Source organism: Marmoricola sp. RAF53, from assembly GCF_052114005.1.
Taxonomy (GTDB): domain Bacteria; phylum Actinomycetota; class Actinomycetes; order Propionibacteriales; family Nocardioidaceae; genus Marmoricola.
Window position 1 is genome coordinate 95,644 of the sequence record NZ_JBFRDX010000014.1, and the last position, 16,768, is coordinate 112,411.

Below are 16,768 nucleotides of genomic sequence, written 5' to 3' on the forward strand. Positions count from 1 at the left end.
CCCCGACATGAGCAGGACGAGAGGCACCAGAACTGCCGGACGCCCCGAGACCGGCGGTTCGGCGATCTGGACGTGGCCGAACGTGATCAGCCTGCTCCGGCTGCTGGGCGTGCCGCTGTTCCTCTGGCTGGTGCTCGGTCCCGAGGCCGACGTGCTGGCCCTGGTCGTGCTCATGCTCTCCGGGGTGACGGACTGGCTCGACGGCTACCTGGCCCGGCGGCTGAACCAGGCCTCCCGGCTGGGCGAGATCCTCGACCCGGTCGCCGACCGGCTCTACATCCTCGCCGTGGTCGTCGGCCTCGGCCTGCGCGACATCGTGCCGTGGTGGGTCGTCATCCTGCTGCCGCTGCGGGACGCGTTCCTCTGGTGCCTGGTGCCGTTCCTGCGGACCCGCGGCTACAGCGCGCTGCCGGTGCACTTCCTCGGCAAGGCGGCCACCTTCAACCTGCTCTACGCGTTCCCGCTGCTGTTCGTCGGGGACGGGACCGGCGCCGTCGCGACGCTCGGCAAGGTGTTCGGCTGGGCGTTCGCGATCTGGGGGATCGGGCTGTACTGGTGGGCCGGGCTGCTCTACGCCTGGCAGGTCCGCAAGCTGCTCGCCGACCGTGATCGGCGGGCCCCCGACCTGGGAGCCGACCGGGAGCCGGGCGCCCCCGGCGTCGGTCCGGAAGCGACCGCCTGAGATGGCCGCGGACGAGACGCCCCGGCCGGAGCAGCCGCTCCCCGACCGGGTCACGATGGGGCTGCTGCCGTACCTCAACGCGCACGCCCTCGACGAGGACTACGCCCAGGCCGCCGCGCGGCGGCGTACCGGCAGCGGCCGGGAGCGCCGGCGGGTCGGCCGGATGGGGGCGGTCGTCGTCGGCGCGTTCGGCGTCCTGCTGGCCACCGCCGCGCTGCAGACCTCGCAGAACAGCACCTCGGAGGACAACGACCGCCAGGCACTGGTCCAGCAGGTCACCGCGCGCAAGAAGGCGCTCGGCTCCGACCGCGACCAGCAGGCCGGGCTCCGCGCCGAGACCCGGCGGCTCCAGGACGAGCTGCTCCGCGGCAGCAACGACTCCGGCGTCGTCGACGACCTCCGGCTGCTCCGGCTGAAGACCGGGGTCGAGCCGGTGCGCGGCCCGGGGGTCGAGGTCGTCGTGGACAACGCACCGAACGCCGAGAGCGACCGGAACAAGGTCCTGGACACCGACCTGCAGAAGCTGGTCAACGGCCTGTGGCAGTCGGGGGCCGAGGCGGTCTCGATCAACGGCGAACGGCTCACCGCGCTCTCCGCGATCCGGCACGCCGGTGAGGCGATCACGGTGAACTACACCTCGCTCAGCCGGCCCTACCGGGTGCTCGCGATCGGCGACCCCGACACGCTGCCGGCGCGCTTCGCGGACACCTCCAGCGGGCAGGCGTGGTTGGATCTCCAGCGGGAGGTCGGGCTGCGGTTCAGCATGCGGACCCGGGACTCGCTGCGGCTGCCGGGGGCCGACGTCCCGAACCTGCGGTACGCGAACAACGGAGAAGCCGAGCCTCGAGGGAAGGACCTGTCGTGATCGCCATCATCGGGCTCGTCGTCGGGGTCGCGGTCGGGCTGTTCCTCAAGCCCGACGTGCCGATCGGCCTCGAGCCGTACCTGCCGATCGCGGTCGTCGCGGCCCTCGACGCCGTCTTCGGCGCCCTGCGCGCCTTCCTCGACGGCGTCTTCGACGACAAGGTCTTCGTGGTCTCGTTCGTGAGCAACGTCTTCATCGCCGCGCTGATCGTCTTCCTCGGGGACAAGCTCGGCGTCGGGGCGCAGTTGTCCACGGGTGTCATCGTTGTCCTCGGCATCCGCATCTTCGCCAACGTCGCCGCGATCCGCCGGCACATCTTCCACGCCTGACCTGACGACCGAGACCCGATGAACGAGCACGACCAGACACCCGCCGACGGGGCCGATCCCGACCAGCTCGACGAGCTGGACCTGATCGATCCCGCCGCTGCCGTCGCCGACGACACGGTCCACGGCCGTCCGACCGCGCGCCAGCGGCTCCAGCGCGCGATGCTGCGCCCGGGTCCCGGCCAGGTCACCGCCGCCGTCCTGCTCGCCGTCCTCGGCGCCGCTGCCGTCACCCAGGTGCGGCTCGCCGGGACCGACGACGACTACGCCGGGATGCGGCAGGCCGACCTGGTCCAGGCGCTCAACGGTCTGCAGGCCTCCTCCCAGCGCACCGAGCAGGACATCCGCGATCTCGAGGACACCCGCGACGCGCTGCGCTCGGACGCCGACAAGCGCGCCGCGGCGCTCGACAAGGCCCGCGGCGACCTCGCCTCCCTCGGGGTGCTCGCCGGCACCGTGCCCGCGACCGGCCAGGGCGTCCGGATCACCGTGGACGTCCCGGACTCGCGGATCAGCCTGAACTACCTGCTCGACGGGATCGAGGAGCTGCGCGACGCGGGCGCCGAGGCGATGGAGATCAACGACTCGGTCCGGATCGTCGCGCAGAGCTCGTTCGAGACCGCCGACGGCGGCGTCAACGTCGACGGCCGGGTGCTCACCGCGCCGTTCGTGATCGACGCGATCGGTGACCCGGAGAGCCTCGCCACCGCGCTCCGCTTCCCGGGCGGCTTCGTCGACGACATCGCCCTGGACGAGGGCAAGGTGACGATCAAGAAGAGCCCCGCCGTCAAGGTGAGCTCGCTGCGCACGCCGACCGAGCCGCGGTTCGCCCGACCCAGCGACTGACCCAGCGACTGACCCAGCGGTTGACCCAGCGGTTGAGGCACGTCGGCTGACGATAGGTTGGGCCGGACAGCACCGACCACCGCCAGCCCGAGGAGCAGCAGCGTGTTTCCCGATGACCTGAAGTACACCGCCGAGCACGAGTGGGTCCGCACCCCGGGCGAGACCGCCGGCTCGGTCCGGATCGGCATCACCGACTACGCGCAGGACGCGCTGGGCGACATCGTGTACGTGCAGCTGCCCGAGGTGGGGGAGTCGGTCAGCGCCGGCGCCGCCGTCGGTGAGCTGGAGTCGACCAAGTCCGTCAGCGACGTCTACTCGCCGGTGACCGGCGAGGTCAGCGCCCGCAACGAGTCGCTCGACGCCACCCCCGAGCTCGTCAACAGCGACCCGTACGGCGCCGGCTGGCTGTTCGAGGTCGTCGTCGCCGACGGCGGCGAGACCTCCGAGCTGCTCGACGCCGCGGCGTACGAGGCGACCGTCGCGTCCTGATCCCAGAGGTGTGCCCAGAGGTGTGCGCAGAGGCGTGCGCTGAGGTGTACACGGAGGTACGCCTCCCGGTTGCCGAGCACTGATAGGTTGGCCGCACCAAGTGTGAACCTCTACTGAGCCTTGAGGGTTCGGGAGAGCAGCCCGCCGCAGGACACCGCCGGAACCGGGAGGCAGACCACCATGCAGACCTGCTCGCAGTGCGGGAGCCAGAACGCCGACGACGCGAAGTTCTGCTCCCAGTGCGGTCAAGCGCTGCCGGTAGCGGCAGCCGAGGTGCCTGCCACCGAGACCACCGCCACGATCACCTTCGGGGCGGCCCGGCCGGACACCGACGAGCGCGCCGCGCTCAACGAGGCCGACGCGGCAGCGGCCGACGCGCTCCCGCCCGGCAGCGCGCTGCTCATCGTGCAGCGCGGTCCCGGCGCCGGCAGCCGCTACCTGCTCGACACCGAGACGGTGAGCGCCGGGCGGCACCCGGAGAGCGACATCTTCCTGGACGACATCACGGTCTCGCGGCGCCACGTCGAGTTCACCCGCACCGAGGGCACCTACCGCGTCGCCGACGTCGGCAGCCTGAACGGCACCTACGTGAACCGGGACCGGATCGACGACGCCCTGCTGCAGAACGGCGACGAGGTCCGGATCGGCAAGTTCCGGCTGGTCTTCTTCGCCTCGGCGGCCTCGGGAGCCTGACGTGCGGCAGACGGCACGGAAGAGCATCGGACAGGCGCTCGCCGACCTCACCGCGGAGTTCCCGGACGAGGACATCAAGGAGTCCAAGCTCCGCTTCCTCGAGTCCGAGGGGCTCGTCGAGCCCGAGCGGACGCCCTCGGGGTACCGCAAGTACTCCGTGGAGGACATGGAGCGGCTGCGCTACATCATCCGCGCCCAGCGCGAGCACTACCTGCCGCTCAAGGTCATCAAGGAGCACCTGGACGCGATCGACCGCGGCCTGCAGCCGCCCGCGCCCGGGGGCAGCCCGACGGTCCCGGCCGGGACGCTGGGCGACGCCGGCATCAGCGCCGACCTGCTCCGCGGCGACCGTGGCGACGTCCGGATCTCACGGCGCGAGCTGGTGAAGACCGCGGAGATCACCGAGGAGCTGCTGACCCAGCTCGAGGGCTTCGGCCTGGTCCGGACCCGTCCGGGGACCAAGCACTACGACAGCGACGCGGTGGTCGTCGCGAAGGCGGCGGGGGAGCTGGCCGCGTTCGGTATCGAGCCCCGGCACCTGCGGGCCTTCAAGACCGCGGCCGACCGGGAGGTCGGCCTGGTCGAGCAGGTCGTCGCACCGATCCGGCGCAGCCGCGAGGACGGTGCCGAGGGCCGGGCGGCCCAGGCGATGGACGACATCGCGCTGCTGTCGCTGCGGCTGCACGCCACCCTGGTGCGCGCCGGTCTCCGCTCGCTGCGCTGATCGTGCCTTCCCCGGCTACGCTGAGGGGGTGCGCGAGGTCGAAGTCGTCGGAGTCCGGGTGGAAATGCCCTCCAACCAACCCATCGTGCTGCTGCGGGAGTCCGACGGCGAGCGCTACCTGCCGATCTGGATCGGGGCCGTCGAGGCCACCGCGATCGCGTTCGCGCAGCAGGGCGTCGTACCGCCGCGGCCGCTGACGCACGACCTGCTCAAGGACGTGCTCGAGTCCACCGGCAACGCCCTGGCGGAGGTCCGGATCACCGAGGTCAACGACGGCGTCTTCTTCGCGACCCTCGTGCTCGGCTCGGGCGTCGAGGTGAGCGCGCGTCCGTCCGACTCGATCGCCCTGGCGCTGCGGACCGGTTCCCGGATCGTCTGCGCCGAGGAGCTCCTCGACGAGGTCGGGATCGCGGTCCCGGACGAGCGCGAGGAGGAGGTCGAGGCGTTCCGCGAGTTCCTCGACCACGTCTCACCGGAAGACTTCGAAGAGCCGCAATCCTGAACGCCCCGCGGAAACCTTCCACCACTGCTTGAAGGTTTCCGCGACACGCCGCGTGTCGTGTTGGCGAACCTTCAACCTCAGGTTTACCGTTCGGGATGTCTTCGCTGTAACTCCACGGTTGAAACTTCTGCCCGCCAGTCGTTCCGCCGCCCTTCCCCAGGGGTTACGCTCAGCGGAGGGAGACTTCGGAGGTCCGCAGTGGGCAACAACCAGGGAGACGGCAAGTCCGTAGCCGAGATCGACGAGCAGGCACGGCTTGCAGCGGCTGAGGCCGCTCACACCGCCGACGAGCAGGGACTGCTCTTCAGCGACGACGTGTCGACGCTGCCGGACGACCTCGGGTACCGCGGCCCGACGGCGTGCAACGCCGCCGGCATCACCTACCGCCAGCTCGACTACTGGGCCCGTACCGGCCTGGTCGAGCCCTCGGTCCGCAGCGCCGGCGGCTCCGGCACCCAGCGCCTCTACGGCTTCCGCGACATCCTGCTCCTCAAGGTCATCAAGCGCCTCCTGGACGCCGGCATCTCGCTCCAGCAGATCCGCACCGCCGTCGCCCACCTCCGCGCCCGCGGCACCGACGACCTGACCCGCGTCACGCTGATGAGCGACGGCGCCACGGTCTACGAGTGCACCAGCAACGACGAGGTCATCGACCTCCTCCAGGGCGGCCAGGGCGTCTTCGGCATCGCGATCGGCGGTGTCTGGCGCGAGATCGAGGGCTCGCTCTCCGCGCTCCCGTCCGAGCGCACCGCCTCGGAGTCCACGGCCCCGGACGCCAGCGACGAGCTCGCCGCGCGCCGACAGGCCCGGATGTCGGGCTGACTCTCCTCCCACGAAGTCTCGTACCGGCCCCGTCAGCACCTCAGGTGCGGGCGGGGCTGGTATTTTTGTGTCGCTGACAACCCTGCATGGGAGAGTCTCCGGCGGTCGCACCGCGTGTGCAGCCGAGCCGGAGCGCCGAAGGGGCAATCCCTCCCCGGAACCTCTCAGGCGCAAGGACCGTGCGGGTCAGGCAACTCTGGAGACCACGATGTGGTGGACGACAGAGGGGGAGGTGACCCGCAGACCGCGTCCGCGCGATCGACACTCCATGCTTGGGAGCCTCATGTCAGACCAGCTTGCCGCCCGCCCGTTCGTCGACCGCCACATCGGTCCCGACGAGGCCTCGATCGCCGAGATGCTCAAGGCGGTCGGCTTCGACTCGCTGGACGCCCTGATGGAGGCCGCGGTCCCGACCCGGATCCGTGCCGAGGAGGTCCTCGACCTCGCCGACGCCGCCTCCGAGGCACTCGCAGCCGACGAGCTGCGCGCCCTGGCCGCCCGGAACAACCCGCTCGTCCCGATGATCGGGCTCGGGTACCACGGCACGATCACCCCGGCGGTCGTCCGGCGCAACGTTCTCGAGGACCCGTCCTGGTACACCGCGTACACGCCGTACCAGCCGGAGATCAGCCAGGGCCGGCTCGAGGCGCTGATCAACTTCCAGACGATGGTCGCCGACCTCACCGGCCTGCCGACCGCGAACGCCTCGCTGCTCGACGAGGGCACCGCGGCCGCCGAGGCGATGACCCTGGTGCGCCGCGCGGCGCCGAAGGCCGCCGGCCCGTTCGTCGTCGACGCCGACGCGCTGCCGCAGACCATCGAGGTGGTCCGCACCCGCGCCGAGGCGATGGGGATCGAGGTCGTCGTCGCCGACCTGACCGCCGGCCTGCCCGACGGTGACGTCTGCGGCGTCCTGGTGCAGTACCCGGGCGCGTCCGGCCGGGTCGTCGACCCGCGGCCGGTGATCGAAGCGACCCACGAGCGCGGCGCTCTCGCCGTCGTCGCGGCCGACCTGCTCGGGTTGACCCTCCTGGAAGCGCCCGGCACCCTCGGCGCCGACGTGGTCGTCGGCTCCTCGCAGCGCTTCGGCGTGCCGCTCTTCTACGGCGGTCCGCACGCCGGCTACATGGCGGTCCGCGCCGGCCTGGAGCGGCACCTCCCCGGCCGGCTCGTCGGCGTCTCGGTCGACAAGGCCGGCCGGCCGGCGTACCGGCTCTCGCTGCAGACCCGCGAGCAGCACATCCGCCGCGACCGGGCCACCTCGAACATCTGCACCGCCCAGGTGCTGCTGGCCGTCGTCGCCGGCATGTACGCCGTCTACCACGGTCCCGACGGGCTCCGGGCGATCGCGACCGGGATCCACCTGCGCGCCTCGGCGCTCGCCGCCGCGCTCCGCGCCGAGGGTGTCGAGGTCGTTCACGACGCCTTCTTCGACACCGTGCTGGCCCGCGTCCCCGGCCGGGCGGCCGAGGTCATCGCCGCGGCCCGCGCGAACGGGGTCCACCTGCGGCTCGTCGACGCCGACCACGTCGGCCTGAGCGTCGGCGAGGACGTCGGCGCGGCCGAGCTGGACGCGGCGGTCCGCGCGTTCGCGCCGGCGGCGTCCGGCACCGCCGAGGCCGGCTCGGTCGTGATCCCGGAGGCGCTGCGCCGCAGCACCGGGTACCTGACCCACCCGGTCTTCAACACCCACCGCTCCGAGACCTCGATGCTGCGCTACCTGCGCCGGCTCTCGGCCCGCGACTACGCGCTGGACCGCGGCATGATCCCGCTCGGCTCGTGCACCATGAAGCTCAACGCCACCACCGAGATGGAGCCGGTCAGCCTGCCGGGCTTCGCGAACCTGCACCCGTTCGTGCCGGCCGAGGACGCCCAGGGCTACTTCTCGCTGATCGAGGACCTGGAGGGCTGGCTCGCCGAGGTCACCGGCTACGACCGGGTCTCGATCCAGCCGAACGCCGGCTCGCAGGGCGAGCTCGCCGGGCTGCTCGCGATCCGCGGCTACCACCGGGCCAACGGCCAGGGGGAGCGGACCGTCTGCCTGATCCCGTCCTCCGCGCACGGCACCAACGCCGCCTCCGCGGTGATGGCCGGCATGAAGGTGGTCGTGGTCAAGTCGACCGACGACGGCGCCGTCGACCTCGACGACCTGCGCGCGCAGTGCGACGCGCACTCCGCGGACCTCGCGGCGATCATGGTGACCTACCCGTCGACGCACGGAGCCTACGAGGACACCATCTCCGAGCTCTGCGAGATCGTGCACGCCCACGGCGGTCAGGTCTACGTCGACGGGGCCAACTTCAACGCCCTGCTCGGCCACGCCCGGCCCGGCAAGTTCGGCGGCGACGTCAGCCACCTCAACCTGCACAAGACGTTCTGCATCCCGCACGGCGGCGGCGGCCCGGGCGTCGGCCCGGTGGCGGTCCGCGAGCACCTCGCGCCGTACCTGCCGACGCACCCGATGCACCCGGAGTCCGGGAAGCGCGCCGGCATCGGTCCGATCAGTGCCGCGCCGTACGGTTCGGCCGGCATCCTGCCGATCTCGTGGGCCTACGTGCGGATGATGGGCGCCGAGGGCCTGACCCGGGCGACCGCGGTCGCGGTGCTCGCGGCCAACTACGTCGCGGCCCGGCTCGACGAGGCCTTCCCGGTGCTCTACCGCGGTCACAACGGCCTCGTCGCGCACGAGTGCATCCTCGACGTCCGCGGCATCTCCAAGGAGACCGGGGTCAGCGTCGACGACGTCGCCAAGCGCCTCATCGACTACGGTTTCCACGCGCCGACGATGAGTTTCCCGGTCGCCGGCACCCTGATGGTGGAGCCGACCGAGAGCGAGGACCTCGTCGAGCTCGACCGGTTCTGCGACGCGATGATCGCGATCCGCGGCGAGATCGACAAGGTCGCCTCGGGCGAGTGGGACGCCGCCGCGAACCCGCTGGCCGGCGCACCGCACACCGCCGACGCGATCAACCAGGACCTCGGCTACGACGTCGCCACCGCGGTGTTCCCGAACGGCTTCGACCCGGACAAGTACTGGCCGCCGGTCAACCGGATCGACCAGGCGTACGGCGACCGCAACCTGGTCTGCTCCTGCCCGCCGCCCGAGGCGTTCGCCTGAGCCGGTCGTCGAGCCTGTCGAGACGGGGTGAGGTGCGTGCCGACTGATCTGGGGCGGCAGGCCGTCCTCGACCGCGTCCAGGCCGAAGGACGGCTGCCGTCGGTGGTCGGCGCGGCGTTCGAGCAGGGCCGGATCACCTGGCGCGGCGTCGCCGGTGCCGCCGGCGGCGTCGACGCCCAGTACCGGATCGGCTCGATCACCAAGACCCTGACCGCGGTCCTGGTGCTGCAGTGCCGCGACGACGGCCTGCTCGACCTCGACGAGCCGCTCGGCCTGCACCTGCCCGGGACCGGGTACGGCGACGCGTCGCTGCGTTCGCTGCTCGGTCACTCCTCGGGGATGCAGGCCGAACCGGTCGGCCCGTGGTGGGAGCGGAACGACGGCGGGTCGGCCGCGGAGCTGCTGGCGGCCAACGACGGCAGCGGCCGGGTGCTGGCGCCGGGGACGGCCTTCCACTACAGCAATCTCGGGTTCGGTCTGCTCGGCGAGGTGGTGGCCCGGCTTCGCGGGCAGGACTGGCGGTCCCTGGTCTGCGAACGGCTGCTGGCGCCGCTGGGGATGACCCGGACGTCGTACCAGCCGGACGGCGAGCACGCCCTCGGCTACAGCGTCGGCCACTTCGACGGCACCTTGACCCGCGAGCCGCACACCGACACCGGCGCGATGGCCGCGGCCGGCCAGCTCTGGAGCACGCTGGAGGACCTGGCACGCTGGCTCGACTTCCTGGCGACCGGGCACCCGGCCGTGCTGAGCGCCGCCACGGTGGCAGAGATGCGGCCGCCGGCGCCGTTCGCCGAGTACGGACTCGGCCTGCGGCGGCTGGTCGTGGGGGAGCGGACCCACGTCGGTCACACCGGCTCGATGCCGGGTTTCCTGGCGACCGCGTTCGTCGACCCGGGGACACGGTCCGGCGTCGTCGCGCTCTGCAACGCCACCACCGGGGTCTCGACCGACAGGCTCGCCGCGAGCCTGCTCCAGGGCGCCGACCCGTACGACGGCGAGCCGTGGTCCCCGTCGGTCCCGGTGCCGGACCGGGTGGCCGAGCTGCTCGGCCTGTGGTTCTGGGGCAACAGCGCGCACGAGATGCGCTGGACCAACCAGCAGCTCGAGCTGCGCACGCTGGAGCCGGCCGAGCTCGCGGACCGCTTCGTGGTCGAGCCCGACCGGATCCGCGGCGTCGAGGGCTACCTCCTGGGGGAGACCCTCGAGGTGGCCCGCCGCCCCGACGGAACAGTCAGCCACCTCGAGTGCGCGACCTTCCGCTTCACCCGAACCCCCTACCCCGACGGCCCCTGATCGCCGACCCGGCGCAGCGTTACTGGAGGACCATGTTCGGCTCGCCGTTGGCGTTGAGGCCGTTGGCTCCACGGACGCAGGTTCCGCCCTTCACGGCGCCGCCGTTCCAGGCCTGCCGGACGCAGTTGCGCAACGCCTTCTCACCCCAGTAGTTGGGGTGCAGCGACTCCTGGATGTAGTAGTTCCCGGTCGCGGTGGCGGTGCGGATGGTGTTGATCCACTCGGTCTTGTCGACCGCTCCGGCGCCGGTCCAGCTGGACAGGCCCTTCTCCTCCAGCAGCCCGACAGTGCTCTCGCAGAGCCGTCGGCCGTTGAACGCGCTGGCGTAGTTGAGGCTCTTGACGTTGGTCAGCCCCGATGCGGTCACGGCTTCGGCGATCGTCTGGTTGATCCTCGGGAGGAGGGTGCCGTTGGCGTAGTCGGCATCGGCGTTCCAGAAGCCGCAGCCACCGGTGCTCTGCCGGGTGTAGCCGGACTCGGAGTAGCGGATGCCGGAGCCGTTCGGGAGCGGCGACATGTAGTTGGACACGACCAGGGTCCAGGCGTTGTCGGCGTACCCGGCGTTGCGCATCGCGGCCCGGACGTTCTGGAAGGCGGTGGTGATCTCGCTCCGGCGGGCGTTCACCGAGGACGTGCTCATCGCGTTGGTGACGATGCTGTCGTCCTTGCAGTAGTCCGGCCACCACGACGGAGAGCCGAGGAAGTCGGTCACGCACTGGGTCACGATGCCGGCGAAGTTGAAGTTGTTGCCGCCGATGCTGATCTGGACCATCTTCACGTTGTGGCCGGCGGCGAAGTTCTGCAGCATCAGCGCCTGGCCCTGGTCCGCCCCGCTGCTGTAGAAGTCGATGCCCGGCTTGAAGTAGCTGCCGTCGGTGAAGGTCCCGGTCTTCGCGCCCGAGCAGGCCAGGTTGAGCGAGCTCACCCCGCCGCCGATGTGGATCTCGGCCGCCTTGCTGCGGTGGCAGCGGTTGATCTGCTCCGCCGTGTTCGCGGCGTTGTCGAAGTACGCCGTGCTGCCGAGCGCATCGTGCAGGGACTCGCCGTTGTTGGTGTTGCCGGCCCAGCGGCCGGCCTCCCCGGAGATGTAGGAGTCGCCGACCGAGACGATCCACGGGGTTCCGCTGCCGGGGCCGTCGGCCTGGGCGGGGGCGGCGAGCGCGAGCGCGCCCAGACCGAGCGAACCGGCGGTGAGCGCGGTCAGCAATGCGCGGGAGAGGGATGACACCTGCTGCCTCCTGGGGGTGAGGGGTCCCGGGTGGACCCAGCAGGAAGGTAGTGGTGTGGGTCACATCGGCGGCAGTCTTGTTCTTCTGGTTAGTGACTGCTAAGTAACCTCGCCGTCCAGCGGTGTCAGAGCGCCTGCGACACCGAGCTCATGTTGAAGTCCGGGACCCGGAGCGCGGGCGTCGCGGTCCGCGAGAAGTAGTCGTCGCCCCACTCGCGCGAGAAGCTCGGCACCGTCGCCGACGCGGCGGTGAACCGGCGCAGCAGGTCCACCGGGCTCTCGTTGAAGCGGAAGTTGTTGACCGCCCCGGTGATCTCGCCGCCCTCGACGCGGTACACGCCGTCGCGGGTCAGGCCGGTCAGCAGCAGCGTCTGCGGGTCGACCTCGCGGATGTACCACAGGCAGGTCAGCAGGAGGCCGTCCTCGACCCCGGCGACCAGGTCGGCCTCGGTTCCGGCGCCGCCGGCGACCTCCAGGACCAGGTTGTCGATCCCCGGGGTCGTCGGCTGGCCCGTCAGCCGGGCCGAGTGCCGGGTCTGGATCAGCGAGGACAGCACGCCGTCGGCGATCCAGGGCGTCCGGGACAACGGCAGCCCGTTGTCGTAGACGCTGGACTCGTTCGACGAGCCGCTGGCGACCACGAACGGCGCGCACTCCAGGCCGGCGTACACGGGGTCGGAGAAGAGCGTGACCGCGCCGTCGACGATCGGCTCACCGATCCTGGTGCCGCCGCCGGGCCGGGAGTAGACCGACTGGCCCTCGTGCGCGACCCGGGCCCCGGCGCTCCAGTAGGTGTCGATCATCAGGTCCGCGACCGCCGTCGGCGGCAGCACGGTGTCGTAGCGGCCCGCCGGGAGATCGACGCGCCGGGCGCCCCAGGCGAGCCGCCGGGCCACGTCCTCGGCGATCCGGTGCGCGGAGACGTCGGAGAAGTCCCGCGTCGCCCCGCCGACCCAGGCGCTGTTGCCCAGGTCCGCGCTCTTGCCGGTGCAGCCGTAGTGCCCGGTGGGTTGCACGTGCCGCAGCCGGAGGCCGGTGCTCGAGCCGAGGTAGGTCGTGGTCATCTCGTGGTTCACGAAGCCGTAGAGGATCCGGCTGCCGGCCTGCGCCTCGTCGAAGGCCTGGCCGAGCGCCGGGGCGAAGTCGCTGTAGACCTCGATCGAGGTGTCGACCGGAGCGTCCTCCCAGTCGGGGGAGACGACGCCCTCGGCGAGCACGGCGCGGTCCTCTGCGGGCTCGGCCACCGCGGCGGCGGCGTCGGCCTGCTCGACCAGAGCGGTGACCTGCTCGAGGGTCGACGCACTCCCGCTGACCGAGGCGTTGCCCTCGGCGGCGAAGGCGATCACGCTGACGTCCAGGCCGTGCATCACCCCGTTGGTGGTCAGGGTGTTGTTGGCCCAGCGCAGGTTGGCGCTGGTGATGTCGCGGAAGATCACCACGCAGTGCTCGGAGCGACTGGCGGCCAGGGCGTGCTCGACGAGCTGCTGGGGACGGACCGTGCCGATGCTCATCAGTTCTCCTCTCCCTCGGTGCCGCCATCGACCCCGGACTCGTCGGCCACGTTGAGGATGCGGATGTCCCGGAACAACGCGCTCGGGCACCCGTGGCTGACCGCGGCCACCTGCCCCGGCTGCGCCTTCCCGCAGTTGAACGCGCCGTGCAGCTCGTAGGTCTGCGGCCCGCCGACCGCCGACATCGAGCCCCAGAAGTCGGTGGTCGTGGCCTGGTAGGCGACGTCGCGGACCTGGCCCTTCAGCTCGCCGTCCTCGATCGCGTAGAACCGCTGTCCGGTGAACTGGAAGTTGAACCGCTGCATGTCGATCGACCACGACTTGTCTCCGACCACGTAGATCCCGCGCTCGACCTGGGAGATCAACCCGGCGGTGTCCGGTCCGTCCGCGACGGGCTGGAGCGAGACGTTCGCCATCCGCTGGATCGGGATGTGGCCGGGGGAGTCGGCGTACGCGCAGCCGTTGGACCGGCCGTCGTTCAGGCTGGCGCCGAACGCACCGGCGCCGAACGCACCGGCGATGGGGCGGTCGAGCTGGTAGCCGACCAGCACACCGTCCTTGACGATGTCCCACGACTGGGTGGCGACGCCCTCGTCGTCGTACCCGACGGTGGCGAGGCCGTGCTCGACCGTGCGGTCGCCGGTGACGTGCATCAGGGGCGAGCCGTAGCGCAGCGTGCCGAGCTTGTCCGGCGTCGCGAACGACGTGCCGGCGTAGTTCGCCTCGTAGCCGAGAGCGCGGTCGAGCTCGGTGGCGTGGCCGATCGACTCGTGGATGGTCAGCCACAGGTTCGAGGGGTGGACGACGAGGTCGTAGGTTCCCGCGACGACGCTCGGCGCGGCCAGCTTCTCGGCCAGCAGGCCGGGCAGTGCCGCCACCTCGGTGTCGAAGTCGTAGCCGCCGACGAGGTACTCCCAACCCCGGCCGACCGGCGGCGCGATCGAGGCCATCGAGTCGAACCGGTCGCCGTGCGAGCCGTAGGCCTCGACGGAGGGCTGCAGCCGGACCCGCTGCTGGGTCGTCGTGGTGCCGGCCAGGTCGGCGTAGAACTTGCACTCGTGGACCTGCTGCAGGCTGGCGCTGGCGTGCTCGACGGTGTCGTCCGCCTGCAGCCGGCGGGTCCAGCCCTCCAGGAGCGCGGCCTTCTCGTGCAACGGCACCGAGAACGGGTCCACCTCGTACGCCGAGCACCAGGCGACGTCGTCGTAGACCGGTTCGTCGGCGAGCAGGACCGGGACCCGGGTCATCGCCGCGGCCACCTGGGCGACGTGGACCGCCTGCTCGGCCACCCGCACCGCTTCGCTGGTCGTCAGCGAGACGCCGGAGGCGAAGCCCCACGCGCCCTGGTGCACGACCCGGACCGCGAAGCCGAGATCCTCGTTGTCCTCGGCCCCCTGGAGCACGCCGTCGCGCACGGACATGTGCTGGTAGCGGACCCGTTCGAAGCGGAAGTCGGCGTGGGTGACGCCGAAGTCGCGGGCCCGGCTGAGGGCTGCGCTCGCCAGCCGGCGGTAGGGCAGTGCGGTGAAGGTCGGATCGATCCGGTCGTGAGCCGAGGACATCTGCCGACCCTATCCAGAGGCGGCAGCGGATCCACGCAGGTCAGCCCCCGGCGTGGACGGGGCGGAGCGTCGACCCGGTCCGGCCCTTGGCGACCTCGAGCTGCGTGGTGATCCGGCTGCGGAGCTCGGGGACGTGGCTGACCAGACCGACCACCCGGCCGCCGTCCCGCAGCGCGTCCAGGGTGTCCATCACGTCCTCCAGCGTGTCCGGGTCGAGTGATCCGAAGCCCTCGTCGATGAAGAGGGTGTCGATGTCGGTGCCGCCCGCTTCGTGCGCGACGGTGTCGGCCAGGCCCAGGGCGAGGGCGAGCGAGACCACGAAGGTCTCACCCCCGGAGAGCGTCGCCGGGTCGCGGTGCACGCCGTTCCAGTCGTCGCGGACCCGGAGGCTGAGGCCGCCGCGCAGCTCGCCGACGCCGCGGTCCTCGGTGTGCTCGAGCGCGTAGCGACCGCCGGTCATCCGGGTCAGCCGCTCGTTGGCGGCCGCGACGACCTGGCGGAGGCGCTCGGAGAGGACGTACGCCGCCAGCCGCATCCGCAACGGGTTGTCGACGCTGCGTCCCTCGACCAGGGCTGCCAGGTCGGCGGTGAGCCGGTGCTCGGCGCGCAGCGGGGCCCAGGTGGCCAGGGCGGCGCGCAGGCCGTTGCCGAGCTCGGTGACGCGCGTCGCGCGGGCGCTGGTGGCGGCGGCCGTGGCGGCGGCGTCGCGCAGGGCTCGGGCGGCCCCGGCGTGCGCGTCGGCGAGCCGTTCGAGATCGGGCAGGTCCAGGTTGGCGGCCGCCCGGATCTCCGGATCGGCCAGGGTGCTCTCGGCGGCCATCCTCCGCGCCTCGGTGGTGGCCACGACGTCGGCCAGTGCGTGCGCGGCCGCGGGATCCAGGTGGGCCGCCAGCGCTGCCGCGACGTCGGGGAAACCGGCCTCGGCGACCGCCTGCCGGAGGGCGGCGTCGTCGTCCGCGGCCGCGGCGTGGGCCGCGTCGCGCGCGTCCCGGGCGGTGAGCGCGTGCTCGAGGGCGCCGGTGATCCGCTGCCGCTCGGCTTCGAGCGCGGCCAGGTCCGGGAACGCGGTCCCGAGCAGGGCGTCGCGCTCGGCGGCCAGGGCGGTCAGCGCGTGCGTCCGTTCGTCGAGCTCCGCGGCCAGTCCGGCCGCCCGGACCCGCAGCTCCTCGGCCCGGCGCTGGGCGGCGGTGATCTCGCCGGCGATCCGGGTCGCGGTGGCCGACGCCGGCGGACCGTCGGCCGCCGTCGTCGCCAGGTCCGCGCACCGGGTCCGTGCGGTGTCGCGCAGGCCGGGAAGCGCCGCGTGGTCCTGACCCTCGAGGAGAGCGACCAGGGAGTCCTGCTCGGAGACCAGCCCGGCCACCCGGACCTGGTGGCCCTGCACGGCGAACGCGGCGTCCTCGTGGGTCCGCCGGGCCTGGTCCTCCTCGACGCGACCGACGGCACCGCCGGCGGCACGTGCGGGCGCGGGGTGCTCCGCGCTCCCGCAGACCGGGCACGAGCATCCGCTCGCCAGCGCCCCGGCCAGCTCGGCGGCCATCCCGTTGATCCGGGCCTCGCGGGCGTCGAGGTAGATCTCCCGCGTCGTCTGCGCGTACGCCGTCGCGTCGAGCAGCGCGGCGCGCGCACCCACCAGCTCCTCGGTGGTCGCCTGCAGCCGGGCGACGGCGGTGACGAGGCCGTCGAGCCGCTCCGCCTCGGCCTCGGCACCGGGGAGTGCGGCCGAAGCAGCAGCCGCGGCTTCCCGGCGGCCCTCCGCGGCGGCGTGGGACGCCGGCAGCAGATCGAGCAGGGCCTCGACGGCGGCGAGCGCCTCGGCGTTGCCGTCCAGGTCGGCGCGCAGCGCTGCGCAGCGGTCCTCGTGGGCGCGCAGCTCGCGCTCGCGGGGGAGGAACGCGCGGGCTTCGGCGAGGGACTGCTGGGCGTCGCGGAGCGCACCGACCAGCGCCGGGCGCGCCGGTTCGTCCTCCCCGGATCCCGGGAGCAGGACGGCGAGGTCGGGGGCGCACCGCTGCCAGGCGTCGTCGGCCGAGGCCGCCGCGGCCGCGCTCCGGCGACCGCGCCGGGCCAGGGCGGAGACCGGCGCTGCCCGGTGGTGCAGGGC

At 72.4% G+C, this 16,768-nt stretch carries 15 protein-coding genes and 1 riboswitch; of the genes, 11 read left to right on the forward strand and 4 right to left on the reverse strand.

What is annotated here, in order from left to right; genetic code table 11:
• Window positions 1-7: 7 nt before the first annotated feature.
• From AB4Y76_RS13865 to AB4Y76_RS13915, 11 genes are all read left to right on the forward strand, one after another.
• Window positions 8-682, forward strand: a complete 675-nt coding sequence (locus AB4Y76_RS13865) for a CDP-alcohol phosphatidyltransferase family protein (protein WP_441926207.1) — start codon at window positions 8-10, stop codon at window positions 680-682.
• Between the two features lies 1 nt (window position 683).
• Window positions 684-1,547, forward strand: coding sequence for a DUF881 domain-containing protein (locus tag AB4Y76_RS13870; RefSeq protein WP_441926209.1), 864 nt, complete (start codon window positions 684-686; stop codon window positions 1,545-1,547).
• A complete protein-coding gene (locus AB4Y76_RS13875) occupies window positions 1,544-1,876 on the forward strand; it encodes a small basic family protein (RefSeq protein ID WP_441926211.1) in 333 nt (110 codons plus the stop codon). The genes AB4Y76_RS13870 and AB4Y76_RS13875 overlap by 4 nt, the downstream gene beginning before the upstream one ends.
• Before the next feature lie 18 nt (window positions 1,877-1,894).
• The gene (locus AB4Y76_RS13880; RefSeq protein WP_441926213.1) at window positions 1,895-2,719 is read left to right on the forward strand and encodes a DUF881 domain-containing protein; all 825 of its coding nucleotides are present in this window, start codon (window positions 1,895-1,897) and stop codon (window positions 2,717-2,719) included.
• A 102-nt stretch (window positions 2,720-2,821) separates the two neighbouring features.
• On the forward strand, window positions 2,822-3,208 hold the full coding sequence (gcvH, locus tag AB4Y76_RS13885; RefSeq protein ID WP_441926215.1) for a glycine cleavage system protein GcvH: 387 nt from the start codon (window positions 2,822-2,824) through the stop codon (window positions 3,206-3,208).
• Between the two features lie 180 nt (window positions 3,209-3,388).
• The gene (locus tag AB4Y76_RS13890) at window positions 3,389-3,901 is read left to right on the forward strand and encodes an FHA domain-containing protein (RefSeq protein WP_441926217.1); all 513 of its coding nucleotides are present in this window, start codon (window positions 3,389-3,391) and stop codon (window positions 3,899-3,901) included.
• A gap of 1 nt (window position 3,902) precedes the next feature.
• Window positions 3,903-4,625: a transcriptional regulator FtsR gene (gene ftsR, locus AB4Y76_RS13895; RefSeq protein WP_441926219.1), complete on the forward strand. Its 723-nt coding sequence runs from the start codon at window positions 3,903-3,905 to the stop codon at window positions 4,623-4,625.
• Window positions 4,626-4,653: 28 nt separating this feature from the next.
• Complete coding sequence (locus AB4Y76_RS13900; RefSeq protein ID WP_441926221.1) at window positions 4,654-5,127, forward strand: bifunctional nuclease family protein; 474 nt, start codon at window positions 4,654-4,656, stop codon at window positions 5,125-5,127.
• A 237-nt stretch (window positions 5,128-5,364) separates the two neighbouring features.
• Window positions 5,365-5,949 (forward strand): MerR family transcriptional regulator, encoded by a 585-nt coding sequence (locus tag AB4Y76_RS13905; RefSeq protein WP_441926240.1) that lies wholly within the window; start codon window positions 5,365-5,367, stop codon window positions 5,947-5,949.
• A 77-nt stretch (window positions 5,950-6,026) separates the two neighbouring features.
• Window positions 6,027-6,139, forward strand: a riboswitch (glycine riboswitch).
• 93 nt (window positions 6,140-6,232) lie between these two features.
• Window positions 6,233-9,067, forward strand: coding sequence for an aminomethyl-transferring glycine dehydrogenase (gene gcvP / locus AB4Y76_RS13910; RefSeq protein ID WP_441926223.1), 2,835 nt, complete (start codon window positions 6,233-6,235; stop codon window positions 9,065-9,067).
• Window positions 9,068-9,103: 36 nt separating this feature from the next.
• Window positions 9,104-10,363 (forward strand): serine hydrolase domain-containing protein, encoded by a 1,260-nt coding sequence (locus tag AB4Y76_RS13915; protein WP_441926224.1) that lies wholly within the window; start codon window positions 9,104-9,106, stop codon window positions 10,361-10,363.
• A 19-nt stretch (window positions 10,364-10,382) separates the two neighbouring features.
• Here AB4Y76_RS13915 and AB4Y76_RS13920 read toward each other — a convergent pair whose 3' ends face one another.
• From AB4Y76_RS13920 to AB4Y76_RS13935, 4 genes are all read right to left on the reverse strand, one after another.
• Window positions 10,383-11,591, reverse strand: a complete 1,209-nt coding sequence (locus AB4Y76_RS13920; RefSeq protein ID WP_441926226.1) for a hypothetical protein — start codon at window positions 11,589-11,591, stop codon at window positions 10,383-10,385.
• 125 nt (window positions 11,592-11,716) lie between these two features.
• Entirely contained in the window at window positions 11,717-13,102 is a 1,386-nt protein-coding gene (locus AB4Y76_RS13925) for a metallopeptidase TldD-related protein (protein WP_441926228.1), read from the reverse strand.
• On the reverse strand, window positions 13,102-14,664 hold the full coding sequence (locus AB4Y76_RS13930) for a TldD/PmbA family protein (protein ID WP_441926230.1): 1,563 nt from the start codon (window positions 14,662-14,664) through the stop codon (window positions 13,102-13,104). The genes AB4Y76_RS13925 and AB4Y76_RS13930 overlap by 1 nt, the downstream gene beginning before the upstream one ends.
• A 40-nt stretch (window positions 14,665-14,704) precedes the next feature.
• Window positions 14,705-16,768: SbcC/MukB-like Walker B domain-containing protein (locus AB4Y76_RS13935; RefSeq protein ID WP_441926232.1), on the reverse strand; the 2,064-nt coding region annotated here is incomplete at its 5' end.